19 protein-coding genes and 3 pseudogenes are annotated in these 20,098 nt (G+C 36.4%); 14 read left to right on the top strand and 8 right to left on the bottom strand.

Annotated elements, in window-relative coordinates; genetic code table 11:
* The first annotated feature begins 4 nt into the window (after positions 1-4).
* The 4 genes and pseudogenes from arsA (at position 5) to C7K42_RS06155 (ending at position 4,245) form a co-directional block, all read left to right on the top strand.
* Positions 5-1,748, top strand: a pseudogene (gene arsA / locus C7K42_RS06175) (arsenical pump-driving ATPase).
* Between the two features lie 147 nt (positions 1,749-1,895).
* Complete coding sequence (locus C7K42_RS06170) at positions 1,896-2,210, top strand: ArsR/SmtB family transcription factor (protein ID WP_103099847.1); 315 nt, start codon at positions 1,896-1,898, stop codon at positions 2,208-2,210.
* A gap of 7 nt (positions 2,211-2,217) precedes the next feature.
* Positions 2,218-2,508 (top strand): annotated as a pseudogene (gene arsD / locus C7K42_RS13120) (arsenite efflux transporter metallochaperone ArsD).
* Between the two features lie 69 nt (positions 2,509-2,577).
* The gene (locus C7K42_RS06155) at positions 2,578-4,245 is read left to right on the top strand and encodes an FAD-dependent oxidoreductase (RefSeq protein ID WP_094243848.1); all 1,668 of its coding nucleotides are present in this window, start codon (positions 2,578-2,580) and stop codon (positions 4,243-4,245) included.
* Positions 4,246-4,432: 187 nt separating this feature from the next.
* Here the strand turns inward: C7K42_RS06155 and C7K42_RS06150 are convergent, their stop codons facing one another.
* Positions 4,433-4,708: a helix-turn-helix transcriptional regulator gene (locus tag C7K42_RS06150; RefSeq protein WP_051923348.1), complete on the bottom strand. Its 276-nt coding sequence runs from the start codon at positions 4,706-4,708 to the stop codon at positions 4,433-4,435.
* Positions 4,709-4,713: 5 nt separating this feature from the next.
* Positions 4,714-5,076 carry a type II toxin-antitoxin system RelE/ParE family toxin gene (locus tag C7K42_RS06145; RefSeq protein WP_103099846.1) on the bottom strand — a complete coding sequence of 121 codons (363 nt, stop codon included), beginning with the start codon at positions 5,074-5,076 and terminating at the stop codon, positions 4,714-4,716.
* A 668-nt stretch (positions 5,077-5,744) separates the two neighbouring features.
* Between C7K42_RS06145 and C7K42_RS06140 the strand changes: the two genes are divergently transcribed.
* The 3 genes from C7K42_RS06140 to C7K42_RS13115 all read left to right on the top strand — a co-directional run bounded on the left by C7K42_RS06140 (position 5,745) and on the right by C7K42_RS13115 (position 7,447).
* Positions 5,745-6,317 carry a Dps family protein gene (locus C7K42_RS06140; RefSeq protein ID WP_002292150.1) on the top strand — a complete coding sequence of 191 codons (573 nt, stop codon included), beginning with the start codon at positions 5,745-5,747 and terminating at the stop codon, positions 6,315-6,317.
* Between the two features lie 144 nt (positions 6,318-6,461).
* The gene (locus tag C7K42_RS06135; RefSeq protein WP_103099900.1) at positions 6,462-7,166 is read left to right on the top strand and encodes a Crp/Fnr family transcriptional regulator; all 705 of its coding nucleotides are present in this window, start codon (positions 6,462-6,464) and stop codon (positions 7,164-7,166) included.
* Positions 7,148-7,447, top strand: a complete 300-nt coding sequence (locus C7K42_RS13115) for a prolipoprotein diacylglyceryl transferase family protein (protein ID WP_487248015.1) — start codon at positions 7,148-7,150, stop codon at positions 7,445-7,447. Before C7K42_RS06135 ends, C7K42_RS13115 begins: the two co-directional genes overlap by 19 nt.
* Positions 7,448-7,452: 5 nt before the next feature.
* On the opposite strand, the gene C7K42_RS06125 is transcribed toward C7K42_RS13115, so the two are convergent.
* The 4 genes from C7K42_RS06125 to C7K42_RS06110 form a co-directional block, all read right to left on the bottom strand.
* A complete protein-coding gene (locus C7K42_RS06125; protein WP_123985485.1) occupies positions 7,453-8,133 on the bottom strand; it encodes an IS6-like element ISS1N family transposase in 681 nt (226 codons plus the stop codon).
* Positions 8,134-8,164: 31 nt separating this feature from the next.
* A complete protein-coding gene (locus tag C7K42_RS06120; RefSeq protein ID WP_123985486.1) occupies positions 8,165-8,962 on the bottom strand; it encodes a replication initiation protein in 798 nt (265 codons plus the stop codon).
* 504 nt (positions 8,963-9,466) lie between these two features.
* Entirely contained in the window at positions 9,467-10,081 is a 615-nt protein-coding gene (locus tag C7K42_RS06115) for a CadD family cadmium resistance transporter (RefSeq protein ID WP_103099669.1), read from the bottom strand.
* A gap of 16 nt (positions 10,082-10,097) precedes the next feature.
* Positions 10,098-10,460, bottom strand: coding sequence for an ArsR/SmtB family transcription factor (locus C7K42_RS06110; RefSeq protein ID WP_103099668.1), 363 nt, complete (start codon positions 10,458-10,460; stop codon positions 10,098-10,100).
* Positions 10,461-10,702: 242 nt separating this feature from the next.
* Between C7K42_RS06110 and merR the strand changes: the two genes are divergently transcribed.
* Both merR and merA read left to right on the top strand, forming a co-directional pair.
* Entirely contained in the window at positions 10,703-11,104 is a 402-nt protein-coding gene (gene merR, locus C7K42_RS06105; protein ID WP_027109178.1) for a mercury resistance transcriptional regulator MerR, read from the top strand.
* Between the two features lie 12 nt (positions 11,105-11,116).
* Positions 11,117-12,763, top strand: coding sequence for a mercury(II) reductase (merA, locus tag C7K42_RS06100; protein WP_103099667.1), 1,647 nt, complete (start codon positions 11,117-11,119; stop codon positions 12,761-12,763).
* Positions 12,764-13,956: 1,193 nt separating this feature from the next.
* On the opposite strand, the gene C7K42_RS06090 is transcribed toward merA, so the two are convergent.
* On the bottom strand, positions 13,957-14,334 hold the full coding sequence (locus tag C7K42_RS06090) for a pyridoxamine 5'-phosphate oxidase family protein (protein ID WP_103099664.1): 378 nt from the start codon (positions 14,332-14,334) through the stop codon (positions 13,957-13,959).
* A 695-nt stretch (positions 14,335-15,029) separates the two neighbouring features.
* Between C7K42_RS06090 and C7K42_RS06085 the strand changes: the two genes are divergently transcribed.
* Positions 15,030-15,827, top strand: coding sequence for a replication initiation protein (locus tag C7K42_RS06085; RefSeq protein WP_123985487.1), 798 nt, complete (start codon positions 15,030-15,032; stop codon positions 15,825-15,827).
* 12 nt (positions 15,828-15,839) lie between these two features.
* Here the strand turns inward: C7K42_RS06085 and C7K42_RS06080 are convergent, their stop codons facing one another.
* A complete protein-coding gene (locus C7K42_RS06080) occupies positions 15,840-16,520 on the bottom strand; it encodes an IS6-like element ISS1N family transposase (protein WP_123985485.1) in 681 nt (226 codons plus the stop codon).
* Between the two features lie 70 nt (positions 16,521-16,590).
* Between C7K42_RS06080 and C7K42_RS06070 the strand changes: the two are divergent.
* The 4 genes and pseudogenes from C7K42_RS06070 to C7K42_RS06055 form a co-directional block, all read left to right on the top strand.
* Positions 16,591-16,686: pseudogene (locus tag C7K42_RS06070) on the top strand (prolipoprotein diacylglyceryl transferase family protein); the annotation flags it as partial.
* Positions 16,687-16,832: 146 nt separating this feature from the next.
* Positions 16,833-17,066: a heavy-metal-associated domain-containing protein gene (locus C7K42_RS06065; protein WP_084098490.1), complete on the top strand. Its 234-nt coding sequence runs from the start codon at positions 16,833-16,835 to the stop codon at positions 17,064-17,066.
* 197 nt (positions 17,067-17,263) lie between these two features.
* Positions 17,264-19,126 (top strand): heavy metal translocating P-type ATPase, encoded by a 1,863-nt coding sequence (locus C7K42_RS06060; protein WP_124175407.1) that lies wholly within the window; start codon positions 17,264-17,266, stop codon positions 19,124-19,126.
* Between the two features lie 381 nt (positions 19,127-19,507).
* A complete protein-coding gene (locus C7K42_RS06055) occupies positions 19,508-20,059 on the top strand; it encodes a tyrosine-type recombinase/integrase (protein WP_103099924.1) in 552 nt (183 codons plus the stop codon).
* Positions 20,060-20,098: the final 39 nt, after the last annotated feature.

Genomic DNA, 20,098 nt, shown 5'->3' with positions numbered 1-20,098 from the left:
AAAGATGGAAAATTATCAACCAGAACAATTAAACTTTACAAAATATCTTTTCTTTACTGGTAAAGGCGGAGTAGGAAAAACATCTACAGCTTGTGCTACCGCAGTTTCTTTGGCGGATAGTGGGAAAAATGTTATGTTAGTGGGTACGGATCCTGCTAGTAATTTACAAGATGTTTTTGAGAAAGAATTAACAAACAACGGCTTAGAAATTCCAGAAGTGAAGGGATTAACCGTAGCGAACTTTGATCCAATTACTGCTGCACGTGACTATATGGAAAGTGTTGTTGGTCCGTATAGAGGGGTTTTGCCTGATTCAGCTGTAGCCAACATGGAAGAGCAATTATTAGGTTCTTGTACCGTTGAAATTGCGTCTTTTAATGAGTTTGCTGGCTTTTTAACGAATCCAGAAGTTGAAGCTCAATATGATCACATCATTTTTGATACTGCTCCAACTGGACACACATTAAGAATGCTGCAACTGCCTTCTGCATGGAGTAACTTCTTGGATGAAAACACTACTGGTGTTTCATGTATGGGTCAGCTATCCGGACTTGGCGATAAGCAAGAAATGTATGAACACGCAGTAGACACACTATCAGAGGGTACAAAAACAACCTTAATGTTAGTTACACGTCCGCAAAACGGACCACTGGTAGAAGCGAATAGAGCTTCTGAAGAATTAAAAGAAATCGGTGTGTTAAATCAACAATTAATTATCAATGGATTATTAGAAAGACCGACAGATAGCGTTTCTCAAAAGATTTATGATGAACAACAATTAACGTTAAAAAATATGCCTGATAATTTGAAACAATTTTCAAAATTTATCGTTCCATTACGCTCATATAACGTAACAGGTGTTGAAAACTTACGATTACTTTTAACATCAGATCAAACAAATGCCGTTGTAGAAGCTCCAGAAGTAATGGATTACCCTAAATTACAACACATTGTAGATGAATTAGATCGTACAAATAAAAAAGTTGTTTTCACTATGGGTAAAGGTGGCCGTTGGTAAAACTACGATTGCTGCTACACTAGCAACGGGATTGGCAGCCAAAGGAAAAAAAGTTCATTTAGCAACAACAGATCCTGCTGCTCATTTGGGATTTGTAATAAAAGAATCGGATTCAATTAAAATGAGCCATATCGACGAGAAAAAAGAATTACAGGATTATAAGGAAGAAGTGTTAGCTACAGCCCGTAAAACAATGTCTTCTGAGGAATTGGATTATGTTGAAGAAGATTTACGCTCGCCTTGTACTCAAGAAATTGCCGTTTTCAGACGATTTGCAGAGATTGTCGCTACAGTTGATTGCGATGTAGTCGCCATTGATACCGCCCCAACTGGACACACTTTATTGTTATTAGATTCCTCTCAAAGCTATGCTAAAGAAGTGGAACGAACTTCTGGTGAAGTTCCTGAGTCCGTTCGTAGACTGTTGCCAGTCTTACAAGATCCAGAACAAACCGAAGTTGTCATGGTTACTTTACCTGAAAATACACCAGTATATGAATCTATGCGCCTACAAGAAGATTTAAATCGTGCTAAGATCGCTCATACTTGGTGGGTCATAAATAATAGTATGCTAACGAGTGGTACAACAAATGAAGTGCTCAAAGCTCGTGCTAAAAGCGAAGTCACTTGGATTAATAAAGTAGTGGAACTATCTAATGATCATTTTGCAGTAGTAGAGTGGAGTCCCATCGAAGTAAAAGGTTCCGTTATTGAAAGTATTTTAAATTAAAAATATACCTTCCTAAATAGATAACATATGTCTATTTAGGAGGGTATTTTTAATTGTTGCATATAGATAGGACATCATCTATATTTAAATTAAGAGCACAAAAGAAAGGAGTTTGTTTATGGACTATGAGTCTCTTATGCAGCCGTAATGAAAGCTTTATCTGATCCTAAACGAGTAAAAATATTAGATATTATTTCTTGTGGTGAGCTATGCGCTTGTGATATATTAGAGCAATTTGATTTTACCCAACCGACTTTATCCCATCATATAAAAGTTCTTGTGAATGCAGGTTTAGTAAACGTAGAAAAAAAAGGAACATGGCACCATTATTCATTGAATGAAAAAAATATGAATCAATTGGTGATCGATACTAGTCAACTTACTTCAAAAAAAACTAGTTGTATTTGTTCTGAAACAGATCAAAAAGGAGCTGCTTTAAGTGAAAAAACTCTTTTTGTATGAGCCAGCGATGTGTTGTAGTACGGGAGTATGCGGTCCTTCAGTAAATGAAGACTTAATACGAGTTTCTTCGATCATGAACGAACTAAAAAAAGCAGAAGGTATTCAAGCTGTCCGTTATAACTTATCAGCTAACCCTAATTCTTTTGTTTGAAATAGTAAGGTTACGGAAATTTTGCAGGAAAAAGGAATGAATTCTTTGCCTATAACCGTTGTAAATGACGAAGTTATAAAAATAGGTTCGTACCCTTCTAACAAAGAAATTATGGACTATACAGGTTTACAGCTGATAACGATTTGAGTTCTTTAATGAGCAAATCCGTTCTACTAACAAGCTTTTATTAAACAATAAGTGAGGAGAAAAAACTATATGAAAATTATTGTCATTGGATCCGTTGCAGCAGGTACTTCTGTAGCAGCTAAAGCTAGAAGAAACACAGAAGAAGCTGAAATTATCGTTTACGATCAAGGAAAAGATATTTCTTATTCTGTTTGCGGGATTCCTTATCAAATTGGTGGCGAAGTTGAAGAATTAAGTGCCTTAACCCCGAGAAATGCAGCATGGTTCAAAAAGAGATACAATGTTTCAGTTTTCACCGAGCATAAAGTGACAAAAGTTGATCATGCCAACAAACAGTTAGAAGTGACGGATCTTGTTTCTGGAGAAAAGAAACTAGAAAATTACGATGTATTGGTTTTTGCTACAGGGGCTTCTCCATTCACTCCACCTCCATTTAATCAAAAAGAGTATGATAATGTGTTCCAAGTTCGAAATATTCAAGACGCACGAGATATTGGAGCCTATTCAGCTAAACAACCTAAAAAAGCATTGATTATTGGTGCTGGATTTATTGGTTTAGAAATGACAGAACAATTAATCCATAAAGGATTAGAAGTAACAATCGTTCAATTAGAAGATCAAGTCATGCCTCCTATGGACGCAGATATGACTTTCCGTGTAGAAGAGCATATGCGTGCAAAAGGTGTTAATTTAATCCTTAGCGACACGGTAAAAACGATTGAAGGAGAAACGTCAGTAGAGAGAGTTATCACGACAAACGGCATTACAATTGAACCAGATATCGTTATTTTATCAGCAGGTGTACGTCCAAATACAGAATTAGCTAAAGAAATGGGCGTAGAACTGGGAGCTTCAAGAGCAATTGCGGTCAACAAAAAAATGCAAACTAATCTTCCAGATGTTTATGCGGTTGGGGATGTGGCAGAAAGCTTCTCCGTTATTACAGGTAAGCCAATCTACCGTCCGTTAGGCTCAACGGCTAATAAAATGGGTCGAATCGCTGGAGATGTCATTACCGGTGGCGATTTAGAGCACAGAGGTGTCTTAGGAACAGGAATATTCAGAATCTTTGATCTACATGTCGGTCAAACAGGATTAACAGAAAAAGAAGCGAAAAAAGAAGGTTATGATGTTGAAATCTTATATAATATCAAGCCAGACCACGCCGAGTATTTAGGTGGGAAAGAATTGACTATCAAAGCATTAGCAGATAAAGAAACCGGTCGCATCTTAGGTGCACAAGCTATCGGTCAAGGTGGCGTAGACAAACGAATTGACGTAATCGCAACAGCTATTACGTTTAAAGCAAAATCGGAAGATTTATTCCATTTAGATTTAGCCTATGCACCACCATTTGCGACAACGAAAGACCCCATTCTTTATACGGGAATGGCATTGGATAATGCATTAAAACGAAATCCATTGTTAACACCAGCTGAATTAATACGTCGCCAAAATAGTGGTGAAAAATTACAAATTATCGATACACGTTCTAAAAAAGATTATGACAAATCACATGTTAAAGGAGCAATTCATGTTCCTTTGGCTGAACTGAGAGAAAGAAATGTAGAATTAGACAAATATGTAGCAACGGTCACTTATTGTAATAAAGGTGTAACTGGTAATGCATCTCAAAATTTATTATTAAATTATGGATTTGAAAAAGTTTATAATTTATCTGGTGGGAATAAAAATTATCAAAGTTATCTTAAAATGTTAAAATCGAAATCAAAATAAATAAAAAAAAGAATCAGACAGCCAAAAGTTGCTGTCTGATCTTTTTTTTACGATTTAAATAAATGAAGCCAATACGGTAGCGCCCCCCAAAAGTTTAGATTTCACTCTAACTTTTGGGGGGCGCTACCTATTTGAGTATTGAGAGAGCTTATTTTAATTTTAGAGCGAAAGAGCTTCATCGTATAATTTAATTTTTTACCAGTTTTTTAGTCGTTTTGTCTATAAATGTCAGCTCTAAGTTTAAACCGTCTGCAATTTTTGTAATGGTCTTTAGAGAAGGAGCATAAGAAAAGTTTTCTACACGAGCTATTTGAGCCTGAGAAACATGTACTTTTTCAGCTAATTCTTTTTGAGTCATATTCTTTTCTCTACGGAGACTGGCTAATAAAGCAGTCAACTCAATCAGATTTTTATCTTCTTGAGAAATGCTGCTAATGTCTTTCTTTACATCTGTCCATTTCATACTAATCATCCTTTCTTGCGTTCTAACCAATCAGCTAATTCACGTTTAGCTTGTTCAATTTCTCTTTTGGGTGTCTTTTGGGATTTTTTTCTAAACTGGTGTAATAAAATTAATTGATTATCTTCTAAGGTTGCAAAAAATACGCGATTAGGAACTGGGCGTAATTCCCAAATTTTACCCTCAATCTGTTTAACAAGAGGCTCACCTATAAAAGTGCCGTCATATTCCAGACGTTCCATTTGATAATAGAGCTTTTTTAAGGTGGATTTATTTTCTTTAGTCGGGTTACTATCCAGTTCTTTGATCCAATTCACTATTTGACTTTGGCCTTTCTTATCTTCATAGAACTCTATTTCATATTTTTTCATAGAAACTCCTATCACTCTCTGTATACCTCTATAATATATCAAAAATGATATATTATCAAGTTTTATAATTGCTTTTCAATACATGAAATTGCTTAGAATCATGTATTGCAAAATAAGAGATTAATTTGACAAACCGTCATAAAAATAAAAACCAGTCAAAACTAATAATAATATAGGTATTCCATAAGCTAAAACTCCTATTAATCGATCTACTAAAAATAAATAAAAAAATTCTTTTCAATTTTTATTTATGGTATGACATAAATAAAGTAAAGTTATTCTTCTAGGTTAATCTTATTAATACTCTTTCTCACTAGTGTTGCATGCAACACTAGTGAGAAAGAGTATTAATATACTGCAAGGCAAGACATTTGGTAATTGAAGAATAACAAGCAAAAAAATAGCAGTCAGGTCTCTTGACAAAGTATAGTTGCTATTCTTTTTTTAGGCCCTACTTTAATGAAATTTTTATTTGGAGGGAACGACTTCATTCCTTTGATTATTTCAGTTGAATTTAATAGAGAAGCCTGGCGTCTATTAAGAAATACTTTTCTTGATGAGCGTCAATTTTTTTAACGGAAATCTATCCTATACTAAATTCAGTAAAGAAAAAGGAGGAATCAAAGAAAGCTATTTTAAACAAACCAAAATTATAGGAGGAATAAATCATGACTGAAAATAAAGCTACTCAAGAAAGAACACCCCAAGAAAGATTGCAAGAAGAACAAGAACACAAGGAACATGTTCATCATACGAAAATTAATGCAGCGGCCATTGCGGATCATCTTTTAGGCAACATGCATACATTACATGTGAAACTGCACCAATATCACTGGTATGTAAAAGGAGCCAATTTCTTTACGTTGCATGAAAAATTTGAAGAGTTGTATAACGAAAATGAAAAATGGTTCGACAAACTTGCGGAGCGTCTAATTACTTCTGGGCATAAACCTGCTTCGACAACGGTTGAATTTGAAAAATATTCGATGCTTTCGGAAGATGCAGTTAATAAATACGCTAAAGCAGAAGACATGGTTGAAAATATTATCGAGGACTTCAGAAGCACTCGTGACCTAACTATTCGCGCGATTCGTTTAGCTCAAGACGAGGGTGACGATGCTTTAGAAGATACATTGATTGCTTTTAAAAATGACTTAGACAAGAACATTTGGATGCTGCAAGCGTTCATTGGTAAAGAAGCATTAGAAGATGATGACGCTCTTGATGAGGATGAAGATTAAGGTAAAAGTAGAAGCTGATTTAGGGATTGGAATTCTTTCCAGTCCTTTTTCTATTTTCTTGATGTGCATCAATTTTTTTGTAGTAAGAGACTTATATAATAAAAGCAGCGAATATAAACAAAATAAATAAAGGGGGAGAATGAATTGACTAAACATACCCATCATGAAATTGGTGACCACGCAGCCTGTATCCGCTTGGTTCCAATATTCAATCACTTAGAGGATAGCGCGATGAATTACATTGCTGAAAAAGCCCACACGAAACAGTATCAAAAAGGAGAGTTTCTGTTTCGTTCACAAGAAAAAGAGGATACTTTATATATTATCAATCGTGGGAAAATCCGTATTTATCGATTGGCAGACTCTGGCAAAGAGCAGCTAGTGCGGATCTTGAACCCTGGTGATTTCACCGGAGAATGGACCTTGTTCAACCCGGATGCAATACACGAGGAATATGCCGAAGCAACCCGAGATACCGTTGTCTGTATGATTCAGCAAAAAGATGTCCAAGATTTTCTGGAACAATACCCAGCTATTTCTTTAAAACTATTGGCGGAAATGTCTAAACGGTTAGAAAGTTCAGAACGTCAAACGACACAAGTAGCCGTGGAGAGTGTCATTACCCGTTTAGTTTTGTTTTTGGCAGAAAATGTGGAACCTGAAATGGGCAACTCTCCCACCATCACCCTGCCGATGGCAAAAAAGGACATTGCTTCCTATTTAGGAACGACACCTGAGACCATCAGTCGCCAATTTGGAGAATTGGAGGACGAGGGATTGATTCAACAGCTGTCTGGGAAAAGGATCAAGATTCAGGATTTAGATGATTTATTGCTTTACAGCGAATAATCGGACACACTTTTTTCTACACGTTGGTGTTCTGTCGCTCTTCATTAACAACGGGACAGAACTCAGTGCTTTTGCGTCAAGAAGAAGTCGCTTTGAGTTACGTTTTGTGGTACTCAGTGGGTAGGTTCTTCATTGAAGGTATGCGAACGAACAGTTTATGGATTGGCGAGTGGATCCGCGTTTCGCAAGCCTTGTCTCTGGCCCTGTCTATTGGCGCGATTGTAGTATGGTTGGTTCTGTTGCGAAGTTTGAAAATCAAACGCGCCCTCTCTGAACTCTAAATATCTTAGGCTGTTATTCCCATTAATACCTTGATTTCAGTAGACACCGAAAAGCCGAAGAGCGTTCCATTTCTTCGGTTCTTTTTATATATTCCTCGAATGGTCTTCATGCCCTTAATCGTGGAAGAGGCTGTACGGAGACTTTGATAAAATTTATTTCGTCGTTTAATAGGTCGATGGTCTTGTTCTATTAAATTGTTAAGATACTTCACAGTTCGGTGCTCTGTCTTAGTATATAAACCCACACTCTGTAACTTTCTAAAGGCGGAGCCAAGAGAAGGTGCTTTATCGGTCACAATTGCTTTCGGCTCACCAAACTGTTTATGGAGTCGTTTTAAGAAAGCATAGGCTGCTTGCGTATCCCGTTTCTTTCGTAACCAGATATCTAAGGTTAAGCCGTCCGCATCAATTGCACGATAAAGATAATGCCAACGTCCCTTAATTTTGATATAGGTTTCGTCCATTTTCCATGAATAGAAGGATTGTCTATTTTTCTTCTTCCAAAGATAATAGAGGACTTTGCTGTACTCTTGCACCCAACGATAAATCGTAGTATGACACACATTTATTCCACGATCATATAACAATTCCTGAACTTCACGATAGCTTAGATTGTAACGCAGGTAGTAACCAACAGCGACAATAATGACGTCTTTTTTGAATTGTTTGCCTTTAAAATGATTCATTACTCTGTCCTCTCTGTCTTTTTTCTCAATTTTACACTAAAATAGATTTTTGGGAAAACTTTGCAACAGAACCTTTTATACTATGTTTTCGGGGATAGAAAGTGTTATATATCTCAACATGGACAACCTTTCGCCCACGTGTTCCTTTGTGAATTTCCAAATCCATATCGTCAATTTTAAGGTTGATTTCGTCCATTGCTGGCGTAAGTACTTTTTGGTTAAATTGACCGAATGAATAGCTTTTAGGAGCCCCCATCATTCTTGCGAGTTCTTCTGGTGTAGCCTGTAAAGTAGGACATGTTTTGCCTTTGTCTTTGTTCGCTTCACGCATTAGTTTATATAACCGTATTGAATACTTTGAATCGAGTTGAACCGTATCAAACAAGCGATATTGCGTATAGTCGCTCTTTAATTGGAGTAGATAAGGGGCAAGATCGGGCGACAATTCAATTTGTACTTGCCCACTTTCGTGGTATTTAGCACTCTGCACCCACCCAGTTTGTGTAATGGTGCGGTCTTGTTCGTCTAAAATCAAAACTTCCTTTTTCCGTAATGTGCCAATTGCTTTTGCTAAATCAGAATAGTTTTTTCCACTTCTCGCATATCCAAATAGCTGACCCATTTCATACAGAGAAGTCTCAACAACGTTAAAATTGCGGTCATCAGGTTTAATTTTAGAGATGACGAAGTCCATCATTTTTAGCTCTCTGGCTGTTAAATCATGGCTTGCTTTCGTAATTAAATCGTTATGTGTTACGACATAATAATAACTTTGGTCATCAATATCGTCATTAAAATTGCGGTCACTTTTAAATAAATAATTATTCATTTTTACACCACCCATATAACTTATAATAAAATCATACCATAGAATACAGGTATGTAAACATATTAGGTATGATAGGTGAACTTTTTAGGTATGATACACCTCTACAAACGTTGATATTAAAACATTTTAAACTCTCTAAGTACTTAAAGTATTACTAAAGTATTATATAAAATAATAAAGAGAAATTTGTGTTCCAATTAACCAATCTGAACAAACACACAAAACATAAAAAATATTAAGTTCAAAAACTAAGCCCTTAAAGGTCGCCTTGCTACGCAAGCCTGCATAAAAAAGACCAAGGTCAAGATCAAGTCCTTTTTTTCAAGGAAAAACACTGTTTAAGCAACTTGCAGTAAGCTAGATATCCTTAACCGTCAGTTTCTGCGACCAGAGAGCTTGTTAGAGGCTCGCTATCGCTCGGTCAGGGCTAACGGCCCTAACAACCTCGAAAAACCCCTAGAAAGCCAAAAAAACGCCAAATAAGGCGTCTTTTGGAGTTTAACATTAGATTAGGTCTAAAAGTGTCTGAATTGTACCGTTCTCTATCAGGATAAAAATTCCTAAGCCAATAAACACGACAGGCACAATAATTCGTTCGTATTTCTCTAATGTATCGGCGACAAAAGAAATTTTTGCTAATCGATAACTGATATAGCAAAGCACCGCAATTGAGATAGCAAAAACAACTAAAGCAATGATAATTTCTGAAAAAGAGATTGAAGCAAAATAAGGAATATAAATCCCTAAATTATCGCCACCTGAAGCAATCGTCATTAAAGACATCGTCCAGAACAAGCGACTAGACCCCCCAGACTTTAATTTTTCGACAACTTCCTCTTCTTCTGCTTCTTCTTCGGCTCCCATGGCAACACGGACACCTAGATAAATTGGAATGAGCCCCAGAAGTCCAATGATCCAATCCTGAGGGACAAAATTCAGTACATAAGCAGCAAATAAACTTACAGCTACCAAAATGCCTGTTCCAAGATATTGACCCCAAAAAATGTGACGAATACCTTTCTGTGAGTGTGCTTGCGAGAAAATAATCAGCAAGATAAACAAATAATCAATGCTGGTAGAAATATAAACAGCGATCGCTGAAATAATACTTTGTAACAAAATAACTTCCTCCAAACTAAAATTTCGTAGTTATCTTTTCTGACAGATTCAGAAAAGTTTGAACAGCAAAAATTACGTCCTCATTCGCTAAAGAATAATAAACTACTTTGCCATCCTGACGTGATTTCGTCATTCCATACTTTTTTAAATAACGTAAATGGTGTGACGTTGTAGCAATACTAGCGTCTAAGGTTTCCGCTAAATCGCAGACACATATTTCTTTGAAGGTTTCTAAAGCATAGAAAATTTTAATCCTTGAAGGATCGCTAAAACATTTTCCTAGCACAAGCAAATTCGACAAGTCTTTATTTTCTAGTTTGTTTTTCACCACATCCACTTTTTCAGGATGTATGATTGTTGTTTGGCAAACTTCAGTCACTTGATTCACCTCTCATTCAAACGTTCATTTGATTGTATCGTTAATATTATACATATGTTGTGCCTTAATAGTCAAATGCTTATTTGATTGTTTCGCCATTCGATTTCTTTACGGTATTAAAATCTTTAAATATATTTAAGGGATTTTAAGAGAAAACTACTAGGGTAGAGTATTTTAAAATCATAAATATCTCTTGACCATGTACTATGGTACATGGTGTATAATAAATAGAGGTGAAAAGAATGAAGTATCTGATTAGTGAATTTGCTGAAAAGAGTGGCGTTAATAAAGAAACAATACGATATTATGAAGGTAAAAAATTATTGGAAGAACCAATACGTACAGATTCAGGATATCGCTTGTATTCTGATGCGGATATTAAACGAGTGAAATTTATTAAGCAAATGCAAAATCTTGGTTTTTCTTTAAACGAAATTTATAAATTGCTAGGCGTTGTTGATCAAGACAGTGTTCGTTGTCAAAATATGTTTGATTTTGTTTCTCAAAAGCAAATAGAAGTGCAAAAACAAATTGCTGATTTAAAACAAATTGAAAGCATGTTAGGCGATTTAAAGGAACGTTGTCCTAACGAGAAAGAAATGTATGCTTGTCCGATCATTGAAACACTAATTTATGATGAATGAAGGAGCTTTTGTATGAAGAAGTATAAAGTAAGCATTCAAGGTATGACTTGTGCCAGCTGTGAGAACCATGTAACAATGGCGCTTGAAAACATAGGTGCAAAAGATATAAAAACAAACTACCGGCAAGGGGAAACAGAATTCAATTTAAGTGAATCTGTCGAAATTAATAGCATCGAAAAAGCGATTGAACAATCCAATTATCAGATAGAAAAGATCGAAAAAATAGCTTCTCAGTCTAATTTAATACTTAAAAATGAAAAGGAATACGATTATGACTTTCTGATTATAGACTCTGGAAGTGCTGCTTTTTCAGCAGCTATTCAAGCAACAAAATATGGTGCAAAAGTGGGTATGGTCGAACGACACACAATTGGCGGAACTTGTGTAAATGTTGGCTGTGTTCCGTCTAAAACGCTTCTTAGGGCAGGAACGATCAATCATTTAGCTAAAAAGAATCCATTCCATGGGTTAAATACAATGGCTGGAGAAGTCGATTTAAAATCATTGGTGAAACAAAAAGATGAATTGGTAAGTGGAATGCGCCAAGAAAAATATATCGATTTAATCGACGAATACGGTTTTGATTTAATCGAAGGTGAAGCAAAATTTACTGATGAACAGACGGTTGAAGTCAATGGGGAGAAACTTTCCGCAAAACGCTTTTTAATTGCAACGGGTGCATCTCCTTCTCTCCCGCCGATTTCAGGACTTGAAGAAGTGGAGTATTTAACAAGTACAACGCTCCTTGAAATAAAAAAGGTACCTAAACGATTAACGGTGATCGGTTCAGGATATATCGGAATGGAGCTTGGCCAATTGTTTCATAACTTAGGTTCAGAAGTAACGCTTATGCAAAGAAGTGAGCGACTGTTAAAAGAGTATGACCCAGAGATTTCTGAAGTAGTAGAAAAAGCTTTAATTGAACAAGGAATAAACCTTGTAAAAGGGGCAACTTTTGAGCGTGTAGAACAATCTGGAGAGATAAAGAAGGTTCATGTTACAGTAGATGGCAAGAAAAAAGTGATTGAATCAGAGCAGCTGCTTGTTGCAACAGGTAGAAAACCGAATACTGAAGCCTTAAATTTAGATGTTGCTGGTGTAAAAATAGGGATAAATAATGAAATCATGATGAATGATTTTGGTCAGACAAGCAATCAACACATTTACTCAGCAGGAGATGTTACATTAGGTCCTCAATTTGTCTATGTAGCCGCGCATGAAGGTAAGATTGTAGCGGACAATGCAGTCGGGGGCTTAAATAGGAAAATTGATTTGTCTGTTGTTCCTGGTGTTATTTTTACAAATCCTGGAGTAGGTACTGTTGGCTTAACAGAAGAACAAGCAAATGATAAGGGAATAGATGTTAAAACGTCAATCTTAGATTTAGATAATGTACCAAGGGCCCTAGTTAATCATGATGCAACTGGGTTAATCAAGCTTGTTATCAACGCTCAAAATCAACAAATAATAGGCGTTCATATTGTTGCTGAAAATGCAGGCGAAGTCATTTATGCAGGAACTTTAGCTGTTAAATTTGGCTTAACAGTCGAGGATTTAACAGACACAATGGCGCCCTATTTAACGATGGCAGAAGGATTAAAATTAGCTGCACTTACATTTGATAAAGATGTATCAAAATTATCTTGTTGTGCAGGGTAAGCTCTTATTTATAGTAGCTTAACTATGTGAAGAAAATACACTCAAACTATCCGGTGGCTATAATTGAGAAAGCCAATCTAAAAAAGTCGGTTCCTTAGCGTACAGGAATTCGACTTTTTTAGGTTGAAATTCCCTTAACGTACAAAATTTCCGAAATGTTGGCGGTACCCCAACTTGGCAAACTTCTTCCATCATTTCACCTCTCATTCAAATGAATATTTGAATGAAGTATACCCGATTAATTTCTTTCTCGTCAAATAAATATTTGTTGATTAAGTATTTAAAAACAAATAGCAAAATAAACCCTTTTATTAAAAAGGGTTTAAAGATTTTAAAAAAAGCAGATTGGATTTTCTCAAGATCCAATCTGCTTTTTTTATGCTCTAGTTATTTTCTTACTTTTTCTCCATACGAAAAAATTAATTAATAAAGCCATAACAGATACGATAATAATTAGTATAGATGTCATATTTTCATTATTAACGTAACTAAGTACAGATATAAAAATGTTCACTAAAAAGGCAATAGAGGCTACAGTAATTAAGGTCTCACTGATTTTTGAGTGGCTTTCAAACATTTAATCCCTCCCATTTTTTTATGTTTTGTTTATATTATTTTAGCGCACTTAAATATAGTTCCGAAGTAATTTATTAATTTTATTCCCTTTAATCCAATGTTATTAACAGCTTCTGGTGTTCGTATATCATCAACACTAGCGTATGAAGATGATATTTTTGATCTAACGCTGAAGATGATTGAAAATAATCAAATTGATGTATCACCACTTATTACTGACCATATTGAGCTAGAAAATATCGTTGAAAATGGTTTTGAATCATTAAGCAATGATAAGAGTCAAGCGAAAATCCTTGTAAAACTTAGTGGCGACAAATAAAAATTAGCGGATTTAAACAGCCTATACTTTACAATTATATAGTAAAGTATAGGCTGTTTGACTGATTTTGTAGAGAGTATAAAATATTTTGTGTAAATAGAAAAAAGGAAGTCCCTTCTGTAGAATAAAGTTACCACACCCATTCACAGAAAAGAGGACTTCCCTATGAACGATTTTACTACAGAACTCCGGCAGACTCTAGCCACCAAAGGCGATTTGAACGAATTATTCCGCTCCCATAAAACATCCTCTTCATTACGACATAGTCATTTATAATAGTCTAACTTCCAATAAGAGATTAAAGCATTTGCCTTTGAGATTCTACGGTGACTTCAAGTAATTTATTCATAAAAGGATAGTCCTCTTTCATTCGGTCAAACTCGTCACCAGTATCCAGAAAGCGTGCCCGTCCTTCAATTAAGAATCCTGTTCCTTGATACCCATTGAACCCTTCAACTTCTCGACTCCCTAGAGTCAAGATAACGTTGTCATTCTTAACCACATCCTCTTGAACGCTTGTAAATCCAGCTATTGGTGCTAAAATGCGTTCATCATCAGTTATACGTAAAAATGAATTCCATGTACAACGAACATGTGGGGCCTCACCGCTTCCCCATGATGTAACAGAAACCACACCCTCGTGCTGGATAACTTTGAAAAAATTTTCACTTAACATATTTCGCCTCCTATATTAATCTATCGTATTTCATAGGAATCATACCACTAAAAGAACATACGTTCAATGGTAGTGTTGGTTGGAGAACCCCTTGGGCTAAGTTGGTCTTCAGGCTTTTGAATTTACTAATATTTAAAATAATTAAAACTGTGAGTTTATTTTAGCAATAAATAGTTTTATATACCGTAGTAATTCTAAAAAGCTTAAAAACGATTTTAAGGGGGTTTAAGGACTTTTCAAGGGGTTGTTAGGGCGTTAGCCCTGACCGAGCGATAGCGAGCCTCTAACAAGCTTCCTGTACGCAGAGAATTGACGGTTAAGGACAACTAGCTTACTGCAAGTCATTCAATCAGTTTTTTCCTTGAAAAAGGGCTTGATCTTGACCTTGGTCTTTTTTATGCAGGCTTGCGTAGCAAGGCGACCTTTAAGGGCTTAGTTTTTGAACTTAATATTTTTTATGTTTTGTGTGTTTGTTCAGATTGGTTAATTGGAACACAAATTTCTCTTTATTATTTTATATAATACTTTAGTAATACTTTAGTAATACTTTAAGTACTTAGAGAGTTTAAAATGTTTTAATATCAACGTTTGTAGAGGTGTATCATACCTAAAAAGTTCACCTATCATACCTAATATGTTTACATACCTGTATTCTATGGTATGATTTTATTATAAGTTATATGGGTGGTGTAAAAATGAATAATTATTTATTTAAAAGTGACCGCAATTTTAATGACGATATTGATGACCAAAGTTATTATTATGTCGTAACACATAACGATTTAATTACGAAAGCAAGCCATGATTTAACAGCCAGAGAGCTAAAAATGATGGACTTCGTCATCTCTAAAATTAAACCTGATGACCGCAATTTTAACGTTGTTGAGACTTCTCTGTATGAAATGGGTCAGCTATTTGGATATGCGAGAAGTGGAAAAAACTATTCTGATTTAGCAAAAGCAATTGGCACATTACGGAAAAAGGAAGTTTTGATTTTAGACGAACAAGACCGCACCATTACACAAACTGGGTGGGTGCAGAGTGCTAAATACCACGAAAGTGGGCAAGTACAAATTGAATTGTCGCCCGATCTTGCCCCTTATCTACTCCAATTAAAGAGCGACTATACGCAATATCGCTTGTTTGATACGGTTCAACTCGATTCAAAGTATTCAATACGGTTATATAAACTAATGCGTGAAGCGAACAAAGACAAAGGCAAAACATGTCCTACTTTACAGGCTACACCAGAAGAACTCGCAAGAATGATGGGGGCTCCTAAAAGCTATTCATTCGGTCAATTTAACCAAAAAGTACTTACGCCAGCAATGGACGAAATCAACCTTAAAATTGACGATATGGATTTGGAAATTCACAAAGGAACACGTGGGCGAAAGGTTGTCCATGTTGAGATATATAACACTTTCTATCCCCGAAAACATAGTATAAAAGGTTCTGTTGCGAAGTTTGAAAATCAAACGCGCCCTCTCTGAACTCTAAATATCTTAGGCTGTTATTCCCATTAATACCTTGATTTCAGTAGACACCGAAAAGCCGAAGAGCGTTCCATTTCTTCGGTTCTTTTTATATATTCCTCGAATGGTCTTCATGCCCTTAATCGTGGAAGAGGCTGTACGGAGACTTTGATAAAATTTATTTCGTCGTTTAATAGGTCGATGGTCTTGTTCTATTAAATTGTTAAGATACTTCACAGTTCGGTGCTCTGTCTTAGTATATAAACCCACACTCTGTAACTTTCTAAAGGCGGAGCCAAGAGAAGGTGCTTTATCGGTCACAATTGCTTTCGGCTCACCAAACTGTTTATGGAGTCGTTTTAAGAAAGCATAGGCTGCTTGCGTATCCCGTTTCTTTCGTAACCAGATATCTAAGGTTAAGCCGTCCGCATCAATTGCACGATAAAGATAATGCCAACGTCCCTTAATTTTGATATAGGTTTCGTCCATTTTCCATGAATAGAAGGATTGTCTATTTTTCTTCTTCCAAAGATAATAGAGGACTTTGCTGTACTCTTGCACCCAACGATAAATCGTAGTATGACACACATTTATTCCACGATCATATAACAATTCCTGAACTTCACGATAGCTTAGATTGTAACGCAGGTAGTAACCAACAGCGACAATAATGACGTCTTTTTTGAATTGTTTGCCTTTAAAATGATTCATTACTCTGTCCTCTCTGTCTTTTTTCTCAATTTTACACTAAAATAGATTTTTGGGAAAACTTTGCAACAGAACCGTATGGTTTATACGCAGACAAGATTATCCACCAATTTCTTATTATTCTAATGGCAATAAGGGGCAGAAAAAGACTATTAAGATGGTGAATTGAGCAAAAAGATAAAAAGAAGTGCAAAACTTGATATGCGTCAATTTTCGTTTGCTAAAAGTGAGCTATACTACAGTTGTAAAGAGGAAAAGGCAGTGTTCATTAATCTGCTGCCGATAAAATAAAAACACATAAAGGAGATAGGAATTATGGAAAAAGCTATATTGCAATTAGAAACGTTGTCTTGTCCAAGTTGTATGCAAAAAATTGAAGGTGCCGTAAAATCAGTTAACGGTGTTGATAAAGACAGCATTAAAGTATTATTCAACTCCAGCAAAGTCAAAACCAATTTTGATTCAGCTGTCACTTCGATTGAAGAGATTCAAAAAGCTATCGAAAACGTAGGCTATCCGGTCCTTAAAGCAAAAGCCAAGGCCGCTTAACAGATTAAATGAACTAGGCAATTCTGGAAGAAAAGCTATTTTTTCAGGATTGCTTTTTTTGTTGCAATCCGATTCGAGGTGCTTAGAAACGATAAAAGAGAACTTTCTAAACTTGATGTCAGTCAATTAATTACTTAGGCAATTATCTTATACTGTGTTTATCAATAAAAGAGAAATTAAATTTGGAGGGAAAAAGCATGCAACAATATATATTAAGCAAGAAAAATGTTATCACCGTCATCAGTGGATTGTTAATCGCACTCGGTTTCTTCAGTCACTTTGTTTTAGAAAACGTAGGACTTTCAGAGTGGTCTTTGATCATCGCCTCTGTCTTTGGGATTACGCCAATTGCCATTCAAGCGTTTCAAGCAATGAAAGTCAAAGTCATCAGTATTGATGTCTTAGTCAGTATTGCAGCGATTGGTGCGCTTTTTATTCAAAATTATGAAGAATCGGCTATTGTCACGTTCTTATTCTTATTCGGACACTACTTGGAACAACGAACATTGAACCAAACGCGATCTGCTATCAAAGGATTGACTGAAATGGCACCCGAAAGCGCCTTGAAACAAATGGATAATGGCGAATTTGAAGAAGTAGACGTGGATGATATAGATGAAGGGGATATCTTGCTCGTTAAAACGGGTGCGAAAGTTCCAGTAGATGGCATAGTCCTTACGGGTGAAGGGCATATCAATGAAGCTAGCATTACAGGTGAAGCTGTTCCGGTCAACAAGCAAGCTGATGCAGAAGTTTTTGCAGGAACCATTTTAGAAAACGGAACGATTCAAATCAGAGCTGACCGAGTTGGTGAGGACACCACATTTGGAAAAATTATTGAACTCGTGGAAGAAGCACAAGATTCTAAATCCGAAGCGGAACGGTTCATTGATCGCTTTTCTAAATACTACACACCAGCTGTCTTGGTTCTGGCAATTGTTGTATGGGTGTTCAGTCAAAATATTGAGTTAGCAATCACCATCTTGGTTCTAGGTTGCCCAGGCGCATTAGTTATCGGAGTGCCTGTCTCAAACGTTGCCGGTATTGGGAATGGTGCTCGTAACGGCGTTCTTTTAAAAGGGAGTGAAGTCATTCAAGACTTCAGCAATGTGGATACAATTGTATTTGATAAGACAGGTACTTTAACTGTCGGAAACCCAACCGTTGCAGCGACTGAACTATATGAAAAAGATTCTGCTGAAACGCTTGGCTATCTGGCCAGTGTGGAACGGGAATCAGATCATCCATTAGCAAAAGCGGTCTTAAATCAAATTGGAGAAACAGACTTTTATCCTGTTGAAGGAACTGAAGCGGTGAAAGGCGGCGGAATCGTTTCAAGTGTAGCTGGACATAGAGTGGCTGTTGGGAATGTGGCCTTGATGGAAAAAGAAAATGTCACTCTCAGCAAAAAAGTGCAAAAAGATGTCAAACGGTTTGAACAACAAGGGAACTCTCTCGTTTTGACAGCGGTCGACGGTGAATTAAAAGTACTGATGGGCATTCGCGATCAAGTCCGTCCGGGTGTGAAAGCTAATTTGCAGGAATTAAAAGACTTGGGCGTGAAAAATCTAGTTGTTCTTTCAGGAGATAACCAAGTAACCGTTGATGTGGTCGCCGGCGAACTTGGTTTGACCGAAGCTCACGGCCACATGTTGCCGGAAGACAAATCGGCTTATATCGGAAAACTTCAACAACGTGGTCAAATTGTAGCCTTTGTTGGAGATGGCGTTAACGATAGTCCGTCCTTAGCTTTAGCAGACATTGGAATCGCAATGGGAAGCGGAACGGACGTAGCAATTGAAACATCCGATGTCGTTTTAATGAACTCGAACTTCAGCAACTTGCCTCACGCATTAGGATTAGTAAAAGCCACCGCAAATAATATGAAACAAAATATCGTGATTTCAGTTGGCGTAGTGTTGGTCTTGTTGACCAGCGTCTTCTTCAGCGAATGGATGAATATGTCTATCGGAATGTTGGTTCATGAAGGTAGTATCTTGGCGGTAATTTTCAATGGCATGAGATTAATGAAGTATAAGTTGAAAGGTCGAAAAGAATAAAAAGAAGTATCAGCACCTACAGAGAAAGTAAAAATATCTTAAGAATAAATTAGAAGAGGCTGAGACAATAGTCCATCCTTGAAATGACAAAAGCGGAAACTCAGGTTTTTAAATCTGGGATTTTCCGCTTTTTTGAGTTCTTGAAAAAAAATAAGAGTATAGAGTATGCTCTTTATAAAATTAATTTTCGTGTGAATGATTAAAAAATCTAATAATAAAATTTAAATTCCTATTAAGTTTTAACACATGAAATTACATAAAATCATGTATCAAGAATCCTATCCCTATAGGGTTCTTTTTTTTTACTCTCCCTAAACACACGATTTCGTGTTATAATAACTATAATCATGTATTCGAACAGACTAAAAAGGAGGGATTGTCATGGGCTATAATGTTCAGCCACTACGGTTGCAACAGGAGATTAATGATTTTTTATTTTGCCTGCGACGGAATAAAAATGCGGAACGTGACGTTTTCTTGTTTCTAATTGGAATTAACAGCGGTCTGCGCATGTCCGACATCGTCAAACTCAAGAAAAAAGACGTGATTACCTCAAAAAACCCGCGCATCGTGGAGCAAAAGACAGGGAAAACACGCATTTTATACTTAAGCAGCTTACAGGACTTGATTCACGGCTATACCGCACCCTTAGATCCGGAGGCTTGCTTGTTTCCCAGTACTAAGGGCGGCCATTTAGAAGTCAATACGGTCTACCAGATGTTTCAAAAGGTCGCGAAGCTGTTAGGAAGGGACGATATCGGCACCCACACCCTACGAAAAACCTTTGGTTACCACTATTACAAGAAAACCAAAGACGTGGCCACCTTAATGGAAATCTTTGGTCACAGCAGCGAGAAGATTACCAAACGCTACATCGGAATTAATGAAGATGAAATCAGTGAAACGTTATTAAATTTTCGGTTAGGTTTTTGATTGTATTATATAATAGATAAGCACAGTAAGACGGTTATA

The organism is Tetragenococcus halophilus subsp. halophilus DSM 20339 (genome assembly GCF_003841405.1).
GTDB classification, from domain to species: domain Bacteria; phylum Bacillota; class Bacilli; order Lactobacillales; family Enterococcaceae; genus Tetragenococcus; species Tetragenococcus halophilus.
This window is presented reverse-complemented; position numbering and strand designations above follow the sequence as displayed.

Excerpts from the sequence above, each read along its gene's own strand:
- C7K42_RS06170 (WP_103099847.1), top strand. The coding sequence starts at position 1,896 with ATGAAAGCTTTATCTGATCCTAAACGAGTAAAAATATTAGATATTATT.
- C7K42_RS06155 (WP_094243848.1), top strand. The coding sequence starts at position 2,578 with ATGAAAATTATTGTCATTGGATCCGTTGCAGCAGGTACTTCTGTAGCA.
- C7K42_RS06150 (WP_051923348.1), bottom strand. The coding sequence starts at position 4,708 with ATGAAATGGACAGATGTAAAGAAAGACATTAGCAGCATTTCTCAAGAA.
- C7K42_RS06145 (WP_103099846.1), bottom strand. The coding sequence starts at position 5,076 with ATGAAAAAATATGAAATAGAGTTCTATGAAGATAAGAAAGGCCAAAGT.
- C7K42_RS06140 (WP_002292150.1), top strand. The coding sequence starts at position 5,745 with ATGACTGAAAATAAAGCTACTCAAGAAAGAACACCCCAAGAAAGATTG.
- C7K42_RS06125 (WP_123985485.1), bottom strand. The coding sequence starts at position 8,133 with ATGAATCATTTTAAAGGCAAACAATTCAAAAAAGACGTCATTATTGTC.
- C7K42_RS06120 (WP_123985486.1), bottom strand. The coding sequence starts at position 8,962 with ATGAATAATTATTTATTTAAAAGTGACCGCAATTTTAATGACGATATT.
- merR (WP_027109178.1), top strand. The coding sequence starts at position 10,703 with ATGAAGTATCTGATTAGTGAATTTGCTGAAAAGAGTGGCGTTAATAAA.
- merA (WP_103099667.1), top strand. The coding sequence starts at position 11,117 with ATGAAGAAGTATAAAGTAAGCATTCAAGGTATGACTTGTGCCAGCTGT.
- C7K42_RS06090 (WP_103099664.1), bottom strand. The coding sequence starts at position 14,334 with ATGTTAAGTGAAAATTTTTTCAAAGTTATCCAGCACGAGGGTGTGGTT.
- C7K42_RS06085 (WP_123985487.1), top strand. The coding sequence starts at position 15,030 with ATGAATAATTATTTATTTAAAAGTGACCGCAATTTTAATGACGATATT.
- C7K42_RS06080 (WP_123985485.1), bottom strand. The coding sequence starts at position 16,520 with ATGAATCATTTTAAAGGCAAACAATTCAAAAAAGACGTCATTATTGTC.
- C7K42_RS06065 (WP_084098490.1), top strand. The coding sequence starts at position 16,833 with ATGGAAAAAGCTATATTGCAATTAGAAACGTTGTCTTGTCCAAGTTGT.
- C7K42_RS06060 (WP_124175407.1), top strand. The coding sequence starts at position 17,264 with ATGCAACAATATATATTAAGCAAGAAAAATGTTATCACCGTCATCAGT.
- C7K42_RS06055 (WP_103099924.1), top strand. The coding sequence starts at position 19,508 with ATGGGCTATAATGTTCAGCCACTACGGTTGCAACAGGAGATTAATGAT.